The following is a 19,004-nucleotide window of genomic DNA, read 5'->3' as shown; positions in this document are numbered from 1 at the left end:
GCTATTTAATTCTAAATCTTCTTTACTGTCTGGTACACCATGCCAAGGAAACGTTTCTTGATCCAGCCAAATTGAAATTGGTTTGGTGGCTACATATCCATTTTTAAAACCTTTCGATTTTGCCCATTCATCAATTTTTTCTTTAGAGGCTTCTGTAAAAAGTTTCCCATCGATAAAGTACTTAATACCGTTTTCATTCCATTCTACTCCATAGGTATGAAAAGCATCTGCTACTCTAAAATCTAAAATATGATGTTCAGTATACACACTATTATTCCCTTTTAGAGTCCAATCATGAATAGACCACCACAATTCCTTGTCAAGCTTTAGTTTATTTTCCTGTCTGTGGTCACCAAAGTGTTCAAACATATCCAACTCTAATCCTTGACCCATTGCCCAAAAAGCACTGGTTATTTCAGCATCAGCAGCTTTACTTTTGATTTCCATATAACCATATTGGAAAAATTTTCGCCCAATCAAACAAGCGGTTGTTAAATTTTCAAATTTACTTTGGGTATTATTATTCCCCCATGGTTTATCTAGTTTATCACTAAAAGGAAAATCAGGCTCCCAACGTGTTTCTAAAATTAATTTCCCGTCTTCCAGTCTATAATTCTTTCCTGAAAATTGTGAAGGAGCTCGTCCTATCCAAACATTTTTATTTGGTAAATCAGGATGTTTATATACAGGCTTTCCATTTTCAAATTTCCCCACAACATACCATCTATCTTCATTTAAAGTTGATCCGTCAAACTCATCACTAACCTCCGTATTCAATACCCATTTCCCTAGATTATTAGGATCCGAAAGCGGAAGAACAGTTTTAGCCTTTTGTGCAGTTGACTGAAGCAAAGGCAAAAGCGCACAAAAAATAAAAATCCTTTTTTTCATTTTTTTTACTTAATTTATTCTTTTACCTCCATAAACTCAACTGGAGAACCGTTGTGCACAATAAAAGCAACACGAACCCCTTCCCCTGGAGAAAAAGTAGGTACTAAAATTTCTTTACCTTCCAGCGCCTCTTCCATATTATCAACCAAATAAGCTACATGAGGAATTGTACGCATCATCTCAGGCATCGGGCTATCAGCATCAAACTTTACCCATTCAATACCATATTCATCTTTTGCAAAATCAGTAAAATGTATTTTTCCTGGCTCATAAAAACCATCCCAATTTTTTTCTTCTGTAGTTGGTATTCCAATGTGACTAAATGGATATTTCATAACGTTTATTTATTTTAGATTATCAATATTTTTTTTATTTTGAGCGCAAGGATTGCAAAACTATTTTTTGATTTTTTTATGAATATTTTATCCCATAAATAAGAAATTGGTGTTGTACTATTATTTTTTAATACCATATTACAATTCGCACTAATTGAAGCATATCGTTCAATAATTCTCACTATGAAATATGATAAAATTCACAATTAATAAAAAAAAAGAACTTTTACACCATTACAATAAACAAAGTAACCAAATACATTTCAAAATAAATTAATAAATTTTACCCTCTACTAAATCAATTTTATCTTTCAAGAAAAATCATCTTAATCAACTTCGGTAAAACAAAAAAACTGCAAGAATTATCCTTTAGAATATATTCATTACAGTTTTTATTATATATTTTTATAAAACTCAGCTTAATCCAGCTTGAATGCTTTATCGTAATTAGGCATATTAGTATTAAACCACATTTCTTCCCCTTTTTTATTATCAAACCAAAGTGGTGTAACATGAGATTCACTCCATTTTTTGGTTTCATCCACCATTTCCTTGAGTATTTTAGGGAATTTACCACTTAAATCCTTAGTTTCACTTGGATCATTTTTAGCATCAAATAACTTCCATTTACTATTAGGCCCTGCTTTTACAATTTTATAATTTTCTTTTCTTGCTCCAACATCAGAAAAACCAAAACGATAACGCACAGCATATATCATATCGTCTTTATGAGTGTTCTTTCCATCCAAAAAATTGGACCAGATATCTTTTCCATCCAATTTCTTCCCTTCAGGAATAGTTGCTCCTGCTAATTTTACAAAAGTTGGATATAAATCAATAGCAGAAACTACATAATCAAATCGTTTTCCTGCTGGAACTTTATTTGGCCAATGAAAGAACATTGGAACCCTAAATCCTCCTTCATATGTATCTCCTTTAGTACCTTTTAGTGGGAAATTATTAGCTCCATGTTCAATATTCCCCCCATTATCACTCAAAAAAACAATAAGCGTATTCTCAAACTGTTTGGTTTCTTTCAGTTTATTCACGATTTGCCCTACACCCCTATCGACAGCATACACCATCGCTGCATAAGTTCTTCTATCTTTATCTTGGATGTGTTCAAAAACTTTCAAATCCTCTTCTTTAGCCTCTAACGGCACATGAGGAGCATTGTACGCTAGATACATAAAGAATGGTTTTTGCTTTTCCTTAGCTTCTTTAATCACACGAACAGCCTCTCTTGAAAGCGCATCAGTTATATACTCCTTTTCATCCACCTCTTCTTTATTATGCGTTAAAGGTTTTAAATAAGCATAAATATTTTTGTTGCCATTTTTAATTTGAGCATCATATTTTACTTTAAAATCTTCAGGAAAATAATCATGCCCTCCTCCAAGAAAACCATAAAAATCATCAAAACCCCTGTTATTTGGATGAAATTGTTCTCCGTAACCTAAATGCCATTTCCCAATAGCACTAGTATAATATCCTGCTTGTTGCAATGCATTACTAAAGAATGTTTCTTCAACTGGAACACCATCTTTCATATTCATCCCCATATCAGGAAGATTGTATGGAGCCCCAAATTCATGAGGATACCTTCCTGTCATCAATGCCGCTCTACTAGGCCCACAAAAAGGATGAGCCACATAAGCGGAGGAAAAAATAGTCCCGTCATGAGCTAATTTATCTAATTCAGGCGTAATAATATCCTTAGAACCATTAAATCCCACATCAGAATATCCCAAGTCATCACACAATATTACCAAAATATTTGGCTTTGACACTTGAGCCAATATAGGCATGGTTGAAATTAAAAACAGACTCACTAAAGCCAACTTGGTTTGATTTACTCGTATTTTCATTTTTATTTATAATAGGTAATTACATATTTTTCTTTACTGACCCCCCACCAAAGCCTTATTTAAAACAATACCATACAGTATTAATGATCCAAAATTTGGGATTAAACAAGGAGCAGCCACACAAACTAAACACTTTAATCTCAATAAAAAGAAATGTTTTTTACCTTATTTCAAAACGATTTTACCTTTATACAATTTAAGCTTAGTATTTTTCAAAAAGAAAACACTAAGCTTAAATCATTTAAAGAAAATAAGCAAAACAAATACGTTTATTACTTATAAGAATGCTTTATACTTTAATCACTTTTTCAACTGATATTTTATCATCAGCTCTTATTCTTAATAAATAATTCCCCGTAGGTAAATTAGAAACATCAATACGCGGTTTGTCTTTATTGGTACCCTGAATTTTTTTAATAACTTTACCTGACATTGATAAAATTTCGAGTTCTAATTTATTTATGGGTTGATCGAAATTCAAATTCAAATAATCCATAGCGGGATTAGGATACATTTTATAATTAGATTTTCTCATGTTATTAATCCCTAAAATTAACTCTGAACTTTCAAACAATCTATCATAACCAGGCAATGTTCCATCATTCCATAAGGCTAAATGAGGATGTCCTGTTGGTCCCGAAGGTCCATCATCACCATCATTATCATACCAAGCTGGTTTTACATTTTTGAAATCTTTTACCCATGCCACAGACTGATCTAATAATTTTTGAATAATTACCTCAGCATTTGGCTCTGTTTTTCTAACATCAGTTGTTTCACCTGGATCTGTAACTATGTTAAATAATTTCCATTTTCCATTACCCCCTGTTTTAACGATCTTCCAAGGATACGACATCACTGCACCGTTTTCAAATCCTAATTGAGGTCTCATTATATACAAAGCACCGCCATCAGGTCTCGCGTCAGTGCCAGCGAGCAGATTTGGCATAATGTCTTTACCGTCAATGATCTTTGTGGATGGCACTATTCCGCCAGCTAAATTCACAATTGTAGGGTATAAATCCAATGAACTTATTTGAAAGTCATAGGTAACAGGTGTAGTGATCTGTGCTGGCCAATGAACAAAAAAGGGCACTTTATGACCACCTTCAAGTACACTTCCTTTTAAGGCGTCAAGAGGGAAATTTACCGCTCCTTTGCTATAGGTATACCCTCCGTTATCACTTAGAAATATAATCACAGTATTATTAAAAACAGCCATGTCCTTTTTTAACTCAGTCACTAATCTCCCTACATTGGAATCTAAATTAGCAACCATTGTAGCATACGTAACACGTGCAGAAACAAACTTCTCAATTAAAGCTGCTTTTTTAACCGGATCTGTTTCTTTTGTGACAGGAGTGGATTCTGTAATATAGGTACTAGTTCTTACTAAGTTTTCAAAGTTGGGATTCGCATCTTTAAATGCTTGAATTTCGGCAGCAGGAGCTTGTAATGGCGTATGAGGCGCATTGTAAGCGAGATAAATCATAAAAGGATTAGTATCGGATTTTTTAGCTGCGATATACTGAATAGCATCAGTAGTAAGTACATCCGTCAAATAGTCATCTAGTCCAAATTCTTTTCGATCAACATAACTTCTATTTCTTTGTAATGGATCAGAATATTCATTTGTAATGGTTCCTTTTGGAATATTATAGGTAGCAGGATTATTGTACTCTGAACTAGAGGTATTGTATTTATACCAAATATTATCATACTCCCTTCTTGTGTAATCTTTACCTCCACCAAGAAAACCAAAAAAATAATCAAAACCTCTATCTAAAGGTTGATAAGAACCTTCAGCAAATCCTAGATGCCATTTTCCAAATGCAGCAGTATTGTAACCCGCTTCTTTTACTAATTTAGAAAAATAAGTCTCATTAGTTGGGATTCCCAAAGGAGATGTAATATCATTAGGTAAATTATACTGTGCTCCTATTCGATGTGGATACATCCCTGTTAACAAAGCCGCTCTACTAGGTCCACAAAAAGGATGGGCTACGTGAGCATTTTTACAAATAATTCCATTATTAGCCAACGCATCAATATTAGGAGTTGGTATTATTCCTCTATCTGCTGGAAAAGCATCAGTGTTTGTTGCACGATTAAAACCAACATCAGCATACCCTAAATCATCAGCTAAAATCACTATAACATTCGGTTTTGTCGCTTTAGCTTGACTTACCTTATTAGTTTTATTTTGGGCAAAATTCACCAATGGAACTAGCATACAGATTGCTAGACAAATTTGTACATTTTTTTTCATTTTTTTTTGGTTTAAAAAAGAGTTGAAGCAAACAAATACTTCGTTTTTAATTAGTTAAGAAGTTTTTTTTACAAAAAAACTAAAACATTCCATACAAAACAAACATAAAAAAATCCTGTATTGCTACTCAAAATTATCCTTTAATAACTGAATATTATCAAATTGTTATTTTGCTTATATAAAAAAAGACAAATGAAATAAAATCATTTGTCTTTTTTTATATAACCGAATATTATTAATTAAAAATACGAATCTTAGCTATTATTCAATACCTTAAAAAGACACAACCCTACAAAAGTCATGTTCATTTTTTTAGGAATCCACAATTCAACTAAAACCTTTTCTGAGAAAAAAAAACTCCTAATATAAGTACTTAATTAATTTTTTAAATTACATAGTAAACTTATAATTTTTAGGGGTACTTCCCATAATGTGTTTAAACTGTTTGTTGAAATTTGTTATAGATTTATACCCTACCATATGACTTACCTCTGAAATTGGCAAATTCTCTTGAACCAATAAACGAGATGCATTACGTATACGTACTTCATTCAAAAATTCAGTAAATGATTTATTAGTCATCTTCTTAAAAAAACGACAAAATGAATTGGTCGTCATACAGGCAATATCAGCTACATGATTCAAACTGATATAATTAGCATAATTATCTGATATATATTTTATCACTGTATCCAAACGACCTGAATCATCTGTAGCTAACTGACTCATATCAGAAGAAGAGAGAACCTCTTTTTCATCAGACAAAGATAATTTATGCAACAAACTCAATAATTTTATTGACTGTTCTGGAGGTGATAAATCAACTATTTCAATCAAATCACTATGAAGATCATCACTTAATTTTTTCCCAAATGAAACCCCAAATTTAGACTGTTCCAACATATTGTTTATAGCTGAGAATTCTGGATTACCAAAAGTGCCTTCTCCTAAAAAATTTTTTGTGAATTTTAAAATAATTGTTTTTACATGAGCCTCTTCATCCTCGTCATAATAAGAAGGATCATTACGCCAAAGATGGGGTAAAAATGGCCCAACTAGAACCAAATCACCAGGTAAAAAATGAGAAACATTATCACCAACAAAACGCATACCACTGCTTTCTGAAATATACAATAATTCATATTGTGAATGATAATGCCAAAATGAATCCTTACAAGGCACTAAAGCCGCACGAATATTCAATCGGGCGTTCACAAAACTTTCGGCATTTTTTAAAACTAATTTCATAAATACGCGGGTAATATTTTGTTAGTGTGATATTGAACTCTTCTAAATTAGTAGCAAAAATTATTCCAAAAATAAAAACATAACATTCAAATAATCTATTTGATAAGAATTTTACATCTAGAGTTCCAAAGATAAAGACTTTATGGTGTATAATCAATACAAAAGTACAAAATTGAATGCGTTTTTAACTTTAATATCTGTTAAAAAAAACAGATATGATAATTTTAAAAGCAAAACATTAAGAATAGCTTCACGAAAAAGGTTGTATAAAACAAGAGGCTACTCCACTGATTAAGCGGAATAGCCTCTAAAACTAACTACAAAAAATCTTAAATTATATATTCTTAAATTATTATTACTTGGTATACCTATAGATAATTAAAAGTAATATTCTATATACCGCTATAGAGATGCATTAGAAAAAGAATTAAAATACAGTGTTAATTACCCTTATCTATCAAATCCATATAACAATATTAAAACATATATATTTATCTTTTAATTATAAACTTCCTTTTCCGAAATTTTAATTGGATATACAACAGGTATAGCAGATGCAACAGAAAGTGTACCCGAACCAGTTCCTTTAACAGCTGAAATTGTATATTCAACGGATACACCATTATTTACTTTGGAGAATCTAATTTCATAATTTGTTTCTGAAGAAGTATCTACATAATTTGTTATTGCATAACTAGTCGCATTTACACTAGAGCTATACTCAACAAGCAACGGTTTTTTTCTGTAAACATTTATTGATACTGGACCACCTTTAGAAACAATATCTGTACCCGTATTTATTAATGTATAAACTGGCACTAATTCAATCTCAGATTGTTTAAAATTGCTTTCTTCCTCACAACTAAACATTATCAAAACTAGAGTAATTAGTCCTAAAAATTTTATTAAATTTTTCATCTTTTCTTAATTTTATTTACTTTTAAGAGCTATAAAAGCATCTTGATTATTAGAATATTATGGCCTAGTTTCTACTGCTTGAAATGCCCAATTATCAAAAAACACTAATTGTGCTCCTGTAACACCAGCATTATCACCTGCTTTAAAACTCAATCCCATTCTATATCCACTCTCTATCTTAGGGACGGTAATAGTTTTAAATACTTGAACCCATTCTCCTTTAACTAGACTTTCAATATTCCACGAATATGTTGAAGTAATAGGATTACCAAATTCAGTTGTAAAGCTTTTTAAGGTTGTGGCTGGATCAATATATATCCAATATGACATTCTGTAAGTCCCTGCTGGGATTGCAGTAGGGTTACCTAACCCAAAACTAAATAGACTAACATTTGGAGTTACATTCCCTGCTGCTGTTTTATATTGCATACTTGCAGTACCATTTTGTTGTCTAGTAGTAATACGTTCCCATACCAAGCTACCTGCTTCTGGCCCATTAGCAGGACCTACATAATAATCAGTGGCTAATGCTCTATTTTTATCTGTAATACTCTGTTCAAAATCAGAATGACCATTGTTAGGCAAAATATTAACACCATAATACATATTTACAGCTTCAGGTCCAAAAGCTTGTAACGTTCTACTATCGGCAGACATAATATCGCCTAATCCATTATATGAAACTGTAATTTCGTCAGAATTATAAATAGGAGCGGATAAAACCAACTCTATAAAAATTTTATCAGAATTTTTAACACGAGCTATTTGTACGGGAATATTTTGATTAAACCCTTTAGCAATATTTTTTACATTCACAGTAAAATTTCCTTCTTTACCTATAAAATCTTGCACCTCTCCATTTACCCTAAAAGAAATAGTTTTGGTAGCATCTTCAGTTAAAGCCCCATCATATACGAATGGCAATGATGACTTAACAACTCTTATTTTTAATGGAATAATTTTCTCAACCGAAGCAACTGGTAATCCATTACCTCTTGTTGACCTTAAAGTACCCGCATTAAAAGTCCCTAGTTTATAATACTTAACTTCTACAATTTTTTTTCCACTTGTTTCACCAGGAACAGCATCTGGAGTTAACCAAACCCCACCATTTGGTCTCCCAACGGTTGTAATATCTTCATACGTAAGTGGTGACGCTGCCTCAACTTCAATAACTGGCCAAGAAGCAGAATTAGCTAAAGATGTTTTGTCTTCTGCTTTCACATTCAACACCTCATTACCCCCTTTAAGTACTCTAAGAGCAGGTTTTATATACCCATAAACATCATACACAAAAGTAGTATCTATTACCCATAAATCTCCTTGTTTTACAGACTTAAGTTCTTTTACTATTGGAGTCCCAACAGACCCTAAGTTATATTTATAACTCACATAACTTTTGAACTTATTTAACAAACGTACTTTATTAATACCATCCTTTCTAAATAATACAAAAGCTTTTGGATCATTAGATATAATTCCAGCTTCGTTATCAATAAATTTTGGCAAAGAATCTGTTAAATTAAAACCAGTTTTTAAGAAACTATTTCCCTCTTCTAAAATCCATTCATGACTTTCAGCGCCAATTGACAAATCAAAAAAAGCGATATGAGTATCTATGTTTATATTATTTGCATTTTCTCTAAAATTTGTAACAAATGACACATCCGAAAGTTCATCAGGTGCCGTATAATCTAAATATTCGCTTTGTGAGCAACTACATAATGAAAGCAACACAAGGAATAACGATATTAAATTTATTTTTTTCATAATAATTTTATTTTTAATTATTAATATATGGATTTGATGTTACTTCTACTGATGGTATTGGATACTGACCATGCTTAGACTCATTATAATTTAGATAAGAAGTGTCATACTCATAATCTACTGTAATAAAATTATTAGCAGGTTTTACAGATACCAAATAAGGGTTATTATTCTTAGTTTTTGGCTTACCTTCATTATCAATATAATTATAAGTTGTTGGAGCGTAATAAATTTCCTTCGAAAGCTCCTCTAACCTATTTTTAAATCCATAATTATCAGATTTTTTCCATCTTTGAAAATCTAATGTACGAATCATGTGTCCTTCAATAGACATTTCTAATGGCTTCTCAACACGCATTAAGTGTTGCATTAAAACATTAGCATCAGTGTAGGGCAGATTATTAGCATTTACATCAACGTAATCATGTTGTGTATCACCGTTGCTAGGACCTAATAATTTCAATCCCCAACGTTTACGGATTTCGTTAATATAATAAAGCGCTCCATCAACTCCCGTTATACTACCAGTCTTTATTTTACACTCAGCTTGCATCAAATATACATCAGCTAATCTATTAAGTGTTACATTTTTACTAGAGTAAGTCGCTCCTCCAAAAATATCACCTTCATTAGCTACTATATCATCATTTGTATACTTTTTCCACCAACCAAATCCCCATGCCGTACCATGAAATCTAGTGAACTCCGTCGTTGGTGCAGTTAAATAATAAATTGTTTGATAATCCTCAACAATAGCCATCATTGAAGAAACTCTAAGTGGAACATTTCGAAGTGTTTTTCTTCCTTGAAAGTCAGTATAATAATTTCTTTCATCTTTTGTATCCATAGGCTCTGTCTTATATGCATAGACCATCCAAGCTGGTGCTACAGGTCCCTTTGTGTTTGATGTTTGTTGGTTTAACCAATTCGTTCCCGAATCCCCATCCCAAGGTTGTAGATCAGGTCGAACGTTTTTAAAATTAATTTCCAAAATGGATTCCTGATTAAATTCACCCGCAGTGGTAAATAGCTTTGTTCTATCATATTCCAAAGCATATCCATGATTTTTAATCACATCATTAAAATAAGGCATAGCCTCAGCATATTTTAATTCTTGTAAATAAGTTGTACCTAAAATTGTTGCCGCTGCTCCAGAAGTAACTCTACTTAAATCATTCGGAACATATTGACCTTTTTTCTTTAAATTTTCATAAGCAAATTTTAAGTCATTACGTACAAAAGTTAACACTTCAGATGCAGATGACAATGGCATATAGACTTCGCTTAGTAATTCAGGAACCGCATCTCTAATAATAATACTTCCATTATTAAAAGCTGAATACAAATAGTAATGAAACAATCCTCTAAAGAACCTAGCTTGCGCCATTTGAGAAGTCCATTCTGCTTGATCACTATCTTTAAGAGTCGGTTTTATCCTATTAAGAGCCTCAATAACTTGGTTTGCTCTAAAGATTCCAATGTAATTTGTTTGCCACATACTTGCAATCTCACTACTGCTAGAATTATAGGTATGCAAATAAAAATCTTCTGTATTATTCGCATTAGGTCTCCCATACCCTGGGTATCCCATATCAGATCTTAAAATTTCAGGAATTACATTTATAAGACCGGGTTTATGCATGGTTTGATAAACAGCATTTAAACCTTGAGAAGTATCCGATAGATCTTTCCAAAATTCACTTTTAGGTATAATATTAGGATTATTCTCACTCAAAAAATCATTAGTATCACAAGAAGTAAACCCTCCTAAGACAATGATTATTATAGCATATATTAAAATTATTTTTTTCATAACGATATATGTTTATTTTGTTTTTAATTAAAAAGCTAAGTTCACACCTAACATGTACTGAATTGATATTGGTCCTGTTTCTTTATCCAGTCCTTTACCAGCAACACCACCACCAATTTCTGGGTTATAACCAGAATATTTAGTAAATGTAAAAGGGTTTTGTACTCTAGTATAAAATCTAAGTCTATTTAAGCCCCATTTTTCTGTAGTCTTTTTAGGAATACTGTATCCTAATGAAATTTGTCTGATACGTAAATAAGAACCATCTTCTAACCATAAATCACTATATCCTGTATAGTTTCGATGTCTTCTGATATCATTTCTAAAGGTAGGTATTGGCGATACTGGATTAGCATCAGACCATTGATAAATTTGATCTTTATGACGTCCAAATCCATAAGCCCATGCATCAAATCCATTCATAACTTCTTGCCCTAAAGCAGCATATAAATTCATTGAAAAATCAAAACTTTTCCAGTTAGTATTTAATGTGTAACCTATTTCATACTTTGGCAAACCGCTTCCACTATACACCCTATCTTTATCGTCTAAAATATTATTTCCATCTTGGTCAATAAACCTAGTATCACCTAGTCTTGCATTGTTATCAATTTTTTGATATTCAGCTAATTTTTCCTCAGTATCAATAATACCGTTTGTTCTCCATAAATAAAAAGCTCCTGCCTCATGACCAACAGCTAATGCTGTTATTCTTGATTGATCTGGTGCTCTAGAAACTAAACCATAATCATCAGTAAATAAAAATTCAGTATCTTGATTAATTTTTGTTATCACATTTGTATTTGTAGAAAAGGTACCATTCATATTATAATTAAATTTACCAATTCTACCTCTAAATCCAACGGCTAATTCATACCCCTGATTTGTCATATTACCTGCATTTAATACAACTCTAGCATTATTAACAGCACCTCCTGATGGTGGAACATATACTGGAAACAACATGTCTTTCTTGTCTGAATCATAACGCTCCGCTGTTACAGTAAGTCTGTTTTTAAAGAAAGCTAAATCTATACCAATATTAGACTGTGTCGTAGACTCCCAACTTAAAAGAGGGTTAGCATAATTTTGCTGAATTGTACCATAAAGAACACTTCCTGATGAGTTTATATAATTAATATTAGGTAGTACACCGAACTGAGCGGCATAAGATTGCGCTCTATCAACTCCAACAGTACCTTGTGATAAACGTAACTTAAAATTATTAACAGTATTTTTCATAGAAGACCAAAATTTCTCATCCGAAATATTCCAAGCAAATGCCGCTGATGGAAATACTGCCCAGTTTTTATCTGTAGGAAACTTTGAAGAACCATCTCTTCTAATACTTGAACTTAAAACATAACGACCTTTATAATCATACTGCAATCTTCCTATCATACCAATTCTTGTATCAGTATAATCAAAACCAGAACTTACACTTTGAGTTCCTACTGCCAAATCAAGTACTTGCCCATTAGGATCTATAGCACCATTTCTTCTAGCACTAAAAGCTTCACTTTGATTCTTTTCTCCTGTACCAAAGAGGGTTAATGTTAAATTATGATCATCATTAATTTTAGTAGCATACGTTAGACCAAACTCTCCTAATAAATTATTTGTAAAGCGGGTTCTATTTTCCACATAACTTTGTTCTGGAACGCTTAGCAAAGCACCTGTTCTAGAATTTTTAATTTCTTGATAAGGTCTAACTGTCTTTCCAATTTCATTAGCACTAGAAAACCCAATATTACTACTAAATTGTATCTCTTTATTTAATTTATAATTCAAGTTTACCGATGCATTTGCTCTAGTAGTTTTCAATATATTTGTAGTTCTTAAACTCTCTAAAACCCATCCTAATCTTAAAACATTATCACCATCTTGACCTAACTCATCAAAAGAATCCAGTCTGATTCCATTTTGAGTTGGTCTATATACAACTGCTTGAGACAATAGGAAATTTTGAGGAATATCTCTTTTATCAGTATTCAAACCAACGCTAGTTTGTATTCTCAATTTATTTTTTTCATAAACTGTATTCGCTCTAACATTAAAACGATTATACCCAGAGTTGATTTGTAAACCTTCTTCGTTATACAACCCAAGACTTACATTATATGTAATTTCTTTAGAACCTCCAGAAATATTAGCATCATAATTTTGAGTTGGTGTATTTTCTCTAAATATCAATTTATTTAAATCTGTTTCATTTTGAAAAGAGATTGGATTTTGAAAAATATCCAACCCTACTTGATTATCATAAATACCATTTACTGTTCTTTGTGTAACAATATCAAAATAAGTTTGTTCAACTGAATTCATTAAAGGCACTGCAGCTTTTCTACTATTTATAGAATAACTACCATTCACTCTAACTTGAAGTGTTCCAGCTTTTCCTTGTTTTGTTGTAATAAGTATAACTCCTGTAGCTCCACGAACACCATAAATAGCTGTAGAAGCAGCATCTTTTAAAATGTTTATAGTTTCAATATCGGAAGGTGGAATTCTTGGATCTCCGTTTTGAACAATACCATCTACAACATAAAGTGGTGTATTATCTTGCAAAGAGGTAATACCTCTAATAAGAATCTCTGATGCTCCCCCAGGAGTAGAAGAAGAAACCACATTCACTCCTGAAACTTGTCCTTGAATTGCAGAACCTAAATCTGGTGTAACTATACTTTCTAAATCTTCAGCTTTAAGTTGCGATACAGCTCCTGTAATCTCTTTTTTCTTAACAGCGCCATAACCAATCACTACTACTTCATCCAGATTTTGAGTTGATGGATTTAATTTTACATTTACAACTCCTCCTTTAACATTAACATTCTTAGTAGTCATTCCAAGATAACTAAAAACAAGTAAATCTCCATCCTTAGCTTTAATAGTGTATTTACCATCAAAATCAGTTGCTGTCCCTTTTGACTGACCTTTAACTATAACAGTTACTCCAGGAATTGGCATACCATCATCCGACCCCAAAACAGTTCCTTGAACCACACCTACTTGTGCCTGGACACTAACGCTAAAAAATAATGCTAGTAGTGTAAGAAACAAAAAACGTCCTAATCCATTTTTTTGTTTATCAATTTTTCTAATTCTCATTTGGTTAATTTTAGTTTATTTTTAATTCTATTACTTTAAAAAAATTTAATTTTTAAAATCTCAAAAGTGTCTTCAACCTTAGTTTAAAAAACACTTACATTAATACTGTTTAAAAACAGTTGATTACATAATTCTTTACCCATAGCTTATTAATTTTTTAAAAAGGTTATACATTCTATTGTTTTAGTTTAGTTTAAAATTCATATTAATTTAGAATCAGTTTATTACTAGATAAAATACACTTATTCTATCACTCTTTCTATAAACTCATTATTTGAAAACAAAAAAAAGACCAGTATCAAACAACAAAAAAAAGTTAGATATTACCATTTTACTTATTAATACTCTCTTTTTTTAATAAATTTAAAAAAAAATTGATTAATTATTACAATGTTCCCAAAAATAAGTCAGAATCAATAAACAAAATAAGCGAAATACTAAGTATGGTTATTTACTAAAATTACCCTCTACTAGCACTTTTTTACCTTTTACACAAAAAATAACTATTTTTTAACGCAAACTAGAAAACAATTCACACATCCTTTTTCTTTAAAAACACATACTAATTAAAAACAGCTAACGATACAACAACAAAAGGCAACCTAGAATAGGTTGCCTTTACATATAATTAAAACGTACGACTATAACGTTAAGCCCTTTTCTACTAATTCAGACTTACTTGAAAACTACCTTTTTTAACCTTCCCGTCTTTGAAAGTTATTTGGTATCCAAAACCTGGGATTTCCAATCCTTCTTTCGTTTTTTGTTTTACAGGACCTAAATTCGCAATAACCTCAGTTCCTGAAGCGAATTTTGATTTTTGTAAATTAAAATCTGGGCTTAAATACTCATGCGATTTTAATTCTGCGAAGAATGTTTCACGATTTACAGGGCTAACCACTTGATTTGCCATCTTAATCATCCCTTTCATCCCATCAAACTCATAAGGAGAAAAGAATATCGTTGATCCCACTCCAAAAAGCATATTACGCAATGACTTAACTGCAAAATCTCCATTTTCAGAAATTTGATTATCAGGATCTTGAATTTTTCCAAAGACCGCAATTGCATCATGAAATACCAAATTAAACAAAGGTGCTCTATGTGATATTTGAGACAAATTTGAATTCAAATAGGTCATTCCCTCAAACATATCAAAATACGGAATGTATTGTTGTTGTCCGTGCTCTGTACCGTTCACTAGGTTTTTAGAATCAAGGTATTTAGCTAAATTAAAATACCCTGTATTGTCTTCATCTGCAAAATAAGAAAATGAAATATCCGTAATATCAGCTTCAAGACCTAGCGCTGTAATTTCTTTGTCTAGATTTTTTTGAGCCAACCCTAATTGTTTGTTCTGATCAATATTTGCCCAACGACTTCCTGTATTTTTTAGCTTACCCGAAGCATCTTTGGCAAACAATCCGGTATCAAACTTTGGATCATTCTCCAAAGTTGCTGAATACGCATGATACGAAGAATACAAATAACCATACTCTTTAGTCAAATCAACAGCTTCTTTTAATTTAGAAACACCTCCTAAAGCCTCACTAATAGGCCAACAATTGGGAACAAAATTTGAAAAAGTTCCCCAAGCATGGAAGAAAGCATTGTCTACTTTTAATTCATCATGAGTTGTTTTGATCATATTTTTTAGCTGTTCAAAAGTAAAAGCCATTCCAGGCATATTTACATAATGTGGATACCCTCCGTACACGCCCATATATACGGCACCTGCCAGCTTTTTAACATCTGGGTCCCTTTTGGCTTTATCTTCTAAGGATACAAAATACCCTCTTTTGATAGCTTCTTTACGGTAAACCTTAGCCATATCAACATAATTTCCATTGGGAATAAATTGATAACTAATTATTTTTGTTTGTTTGTCTTTTTTTAGGTTCCAAATAGGATCTAAAAATGCAATTCGCTTGTTAGGCGACATTTTCCCTTCTGGATTGAATAAATACTGTCCGTTGTTGTTGATATTATAAAACATCTTTGGTCTTGATGCTTCGTCAACGATACCTATAACTGCTGATTTCTCGTTGTATGTTCCCCACCAAGGCATCGATAATCCCGAAGCATTAAACAAATCCAATGTACCTGTTGATTTAACAACATAAGTAGCATCATCCCACATACAAAAAGATCCACCATTCATTGGAAAAATATACGATGGACAAATAACACCTTGTTTTTGAGGAATAACTGCTGCCCCCATATCGACATCGGTTTCCAAGCTAAAAGCTCTTGAAGGATATCTTAAATCAGCTAGTTTGAACTTTCCACTTGTAACCGAAAGTACTTCAACATCTAACTTTCCTTCGTTTGCATTTAATCGTAATTCTGTTTGCAAACTCACCCCATCAGCAACTACATTGTTTTCAAAAACAGGATTCATAAAATCAATTGCAATAACCGAATTGCTTTTTCTAGTTACTGTCACAGTTTTACTTTTAGATATATTTACGGTTTGTGATTTTCCATTAGCATCGTTTAAGGTCAATAGTCCGGCCGCATTTTCCCATGGATCCGATTTCCATAATTGACCTGATGTTTTTTCTAAAACCGAAAAAGTACCTGTTTCATTATCCACAACAACTTTAATTAGTTTGTTCTCTATTTGAACACTCCCAGCTCTTATAACCCCTAAATCAGATTTACCTACTGAGGTAAAACTGGTCAGTAATACAAAACTCAAAAGAAATTGTACGCCTAGAAAAAAATTAGTTTTACTTAGTTTGTTTTTTAGTTCTTTCATATTTATATATCTATAATTTAAAATTTCTTTAACTCACACTCCTAGAAATTCTTTGAGTGACTAACAAAATTAACTGGTTTTATCCTCGTTTCATTCCTTGATTTTACCACAGTATTACTCTACATTACCCCTAAAGAACAGTTTCACTATTCTACAAAAAAAAGACAGCAACAAGGATTCCCTCATTACTGTCTTTTAAATTTAGAATTTGACCTCCCAAACAAGGAAGCGCAATTTCTTAAATACTTATTTTACTGGCTTAACGACTAACTTTCCTTTCAAATCGTTAATAGTAGCAGTCATAGTGATTTTATTGCACTTGTTTCCTATTTGCACCAATGCTGTTGCAATTCCAGCTTCGGCATTTACACCACCGACATTCATCATTTTAGCGTCTCCTAGTATTGAAAAATCAATTTTTCCTTCATAATCAGGAAGTACCGTTCCGTTTTTATCAACTGCGGCGATATATACAAAAACAACATCATTTACTCCTGATTGTACTTTCTTACCACTTTCATCAATCCAAATTTTCAATTCCGAAGCTGTTTCGGGTGTTCTAACCACAGTTTCTGAAACCTTTTTACCGTTGATAAAACCAATCGCTTTTAACTCCCCAGCTTCAAATTTATTTATTTTAAAAGTATAGGAAGGATGGGGTAATTTTGTGGTATTTTTATTTGCGTCTGGTTTTTGTTTTCCAATGCTTTTCCCGTTTAGGAACAGCTCCACTTGATCGCAATTACTAAATACTTTTACATTCAAATCCGATTTTGCATTCCAATAACTGGCTATTTTAAGCACCGCCGCTTCTTCAGGGCTTTTTTGACTTTCGTAGAAATTAAAACCAAATTTTGGCAAACGGAAAATATCCATAATCCCCGAGGTCTCAATGTCATTATGATACCCACGGTTGTAATCGTACATTACCCAATATCCGTCACCAAATGCTGCCGTATTCAAGTTATCATTGTATGATTCTTGCAAGTTATAAGCTTGTTGCAACAAGGCTTGCTCTCCTTCTTTTCTATAATGACGACTGCTTTTTTCCAAACGCATGTCTTTTGGCATTTTATCTTGGTTCAAACCAGCATTGCTCGAATAGTATTCCCAATCTCCATATTCAGAAACAAAATAAGGTTTGGGTTTGGTATCGTGATTTTCGTTCCCATGCATGATGCGGTGCTGTCTAGCTTGGAAATAGATATCGTACACTTCAGGCATCCACCCACAAGAAAACGCCTGATTACCTGGGTATTCCTCATGTACTCTTCTGTTTAATTCTTCCATAAAAGGAATCGGCATTTTGGTTTCATTTAGCGAAACTTCCCAAGAAACTACTGAAGGATGGTTGCGGTCTCTACGAATTAAATTGGTAGCCGAATTGTAGCAAAAGTTTTTAAACGCTTCGTTTTCATTGTAATATTGCCATCCTAAAATAGCATCTACCACAAACAATCCCAACTCATCACAAGCATTCAAAAAAGCAGGTGATTGTGGGTAGTGCGACAAACGGATACAATTGAAACCTGCCTCTTTGATTTTTTTGGCGTCACGGTATTGTGCATTATCAGATAAAGCATAGCCAATAAAAGGATATTCTTGATGGCGATTTACGCCACGCAAATAGGTTTTCACGCCATTAACATACAAATCAGTTCCTCTAAATTCCAACGAACGGATTCCGAAAGAAGTCGTTTCTTTATCTTTTAATTTTCCATCAACCAAAACTTTGGTTTCTAATTGATACAAATTAGGGGTTTCTGGCGTCCACAAATTAGGATTATTGATAACAACTACCGCTTTCATCTCTGCATCCCCTTTCGAAACAATAGTATTTTCAGATTTATTTTCAGAAATTAATTTCCCTTTAAAGTAAATAGAATGAATCAATTCTACCTTTTGTGAACTTGCCAATTCATTAACAATATGCGTTTTAATCGCTACATCAGAACTAGTAGCAGACACATTTGGAAAACTTACAAAAACACCTCCACCCGCAATTTTGTTTGCTAATAAAGGA

At 32.4% G+C, this 19,004-nt stretch carries 11 protein-coding genes; all 11 read right to left on the bottom strand.

Annotated elements, in window-relative coordinates; translation table 11 throughout:
* Positions 1-891: family 16 glycosylhydrolase (locus WBQ70_RS13965; protein ID WP_423915269.1), on the bottom strand; the 891-nt coding region annotated here is incomplete at its 3' end.
* 14 nt (positions 892-905) lie between these two features.
* On the bottom strand, positions 906-1,226 hold the full coding sequence (locus WBQ70_RS13960) for a hypothetical protein (RefSeq protein ID WP_423915267.1): 321 nt from the start codon (positions 1,224-1,226) through the stop codon (positions 906-908).
* Between the two features lie 419 nt (positions 1,227-1,645).
* Positions 1,646-3,094, bottom strand: a complete 1,449-nt coding sequence (locus WBQ70_RS13955; RefSeq protein WP_423915266.1) for a sulfatase family protein — start codon at positions 3,092-3,094, stop codon at positions 1,646-1,648.
* A gap of 289 nt (positions 3,095-3,383) precedes the next feature.
* A complete protein-coding gene (locus tag WBQ70_RS13950; protein ID WP_423915264.1) occupies positions 3,384-5,363 on the bottom strand; it encodes a sulfatase-like hydrolase/transferase in 1,980 nt (659 codons plus the stop codon).
* A gap of 390 nt (positions 5,364-5,753) precedes the next feature.
* Positions 5,754-6,611 carry an AraC family transcriptional regulator gene (locus WBQ70_RS13945; RefSeq protein ID WP_423915262.1) on the bottom strand — a complete coding sequence of 286 codons (858 nt, stop codon included), beginning with the start codon at positions 6,609-6,611 and terminating at the stop codon, positions 5,754-5,756.
* A 498-nt stretch (positions 6,612-7,109) separates the two neighbouring features.
* Positions 7,110-7,529 (bottom strand): hypothetical protein, encoded by a 420-nt coding sequence (locus tag WBQ70_RS13940; RefSeq protein WP_423915261.1) that lies wholly within the window; start codon positions 7,527-7,529, stop codon positions 7,110-7,112.
* Positions 7,530-7,586: 57 nt separating this feature from the next.
* Positions 7,587-9,299, bottom strand: a complete 1,713-nt coding sequence (locus WBQ70_RS13935; protein ID WP_423915259.1) for a hypothetical protein — start codon at positions 9,297-9,299, stop codon at positions 7,587-7,589.
* A 13-nt stretch (positions 9,300-9,312) separates the two neighbouring features.
* A complete protein-coding gene (locus WBQ70_RS13930; protein WP_423915257.1) occupies positions 9,313-11,112 on the bottom strand; it encodes a RagB/SusD family nutrient uptake outer membrane protein in 1,800 nt (599 codons plus the stop codon).
* 27 nt (positions 11,113-11,139) lie between these two features.
* Entirely contained in the window at positions 11,140-14,220 is a 3,081-nt protein-coding gene (locus WBQ70_RS13925) for a SusC/RagA family TonB-linked outer membrane protein (protein ID WP_423915255.1), read from the bottom strand.
* 664 nt (positions 14,221-14,884) lie between these two features.
* On the bottom strand, positions 14,885-16,981 hold the full coding sequence (locus WBQ70_RS13920) for a hypothetical protein (RefSeq protein ID WP_423915253.1): 2,097 nt from the start codon (positions 16,979-16,981) through the stop codon (positions 14,885-14,887).
* Positions 16,982-17,227: 246 nt separating this feature from the next.
* A partial coding sequence (locus WBQ70_RS13915; RefSeq protein ID WP_423915251.1) for a glycoside hydrolase family 2 TIM barrel-domain containing protein occupies positions 17,228-19,004 on the bottom strand: 1,777 nt, incomplete at its 5' end.

The sequence above is a fragment of the Flavobacterium sp. genome (genome assembly GCF_049590715.1).
Classification (GTDB): Bacteria; Bacteroidota; Bacteroidia; order Flavobacteriales; family Flavobacteriaceae; genus Flavobacterium.
This window is presented reverse-complemented; position numbering and strand designations above follow the sequence as displayed.

What these genes read in the sequence shown, in the direction of transcription:
- WBQ70_RS13960 (WP_423915267.1), bottom strand. Translation starts at nt 1,226, where the DNA reads ATGAAATATCCATTTAGTCACATTGGAATACCAACTACAGAAGAAAAA.
- WBQ70_RS13930 (WP_423915257.1), bottom strand. Translation starts at nt 11,112, where the DNA reads ATGAAAAAAATAATTTTAATATATGCTATAATAATCATTGTCTTAGGA.
- WBQ70_RS13945 (WP_423915262.1), bottom strand. Translation starts at nt 6,611, where the DNA reads ATGAAATTAGTTTTAAAAAATGCCGAAAGTTTTGTGAACGCCCGATTG.
- WBQ70_RS13920 (WP_423915253.1), bottom strand. Translation starts at nt 16,981, where the DNA reads ATGAAAGAACTAAAAAACAAACTAAGTAAAACTAATTTTTTTCTAGGC.
- WBQ70_RS13940 (WP_423915261.1), bottom strand. Translation starts at nt 7,529, where the DNA reads ATGAAAAATTTAATAAAATTTTTAGGACTAATTACTCTAGTTTTGATA.
- WBQ70_RS13950 (WP_423915264.1), bottom strand. Translation starts at nt 5,363, where the DNA reads ATGAAAAAAAATGTACAAATTTGTCTAGCAATCTGTATGCTAGTTCCA.
- WBQ70_RS13935 (WP_423915259.1), bottom strand. Translation starts at nt 9,299, where the DNA reads ATGAAAAAAATAAATTTAATATCGTTATTCCTTGTGTTGCTTTCATTA.
- WBQ70_RS13925 (WP_423915255.1), bottom strand. Translation starts at nt 14,220, where the DNA reads ATGAGAATTAGAAAAATTGATAAACAAAAAAATGGATTAGGACGTTTT.
- WBQ70_RS13955 (WP_423915266.1), bottom strand. Translation starts at nt 3,094, where the DNA reads ATGAAAATACGAGTAAATCAAACCAAGTTGGCTTTAGTGAGTCTGTTT.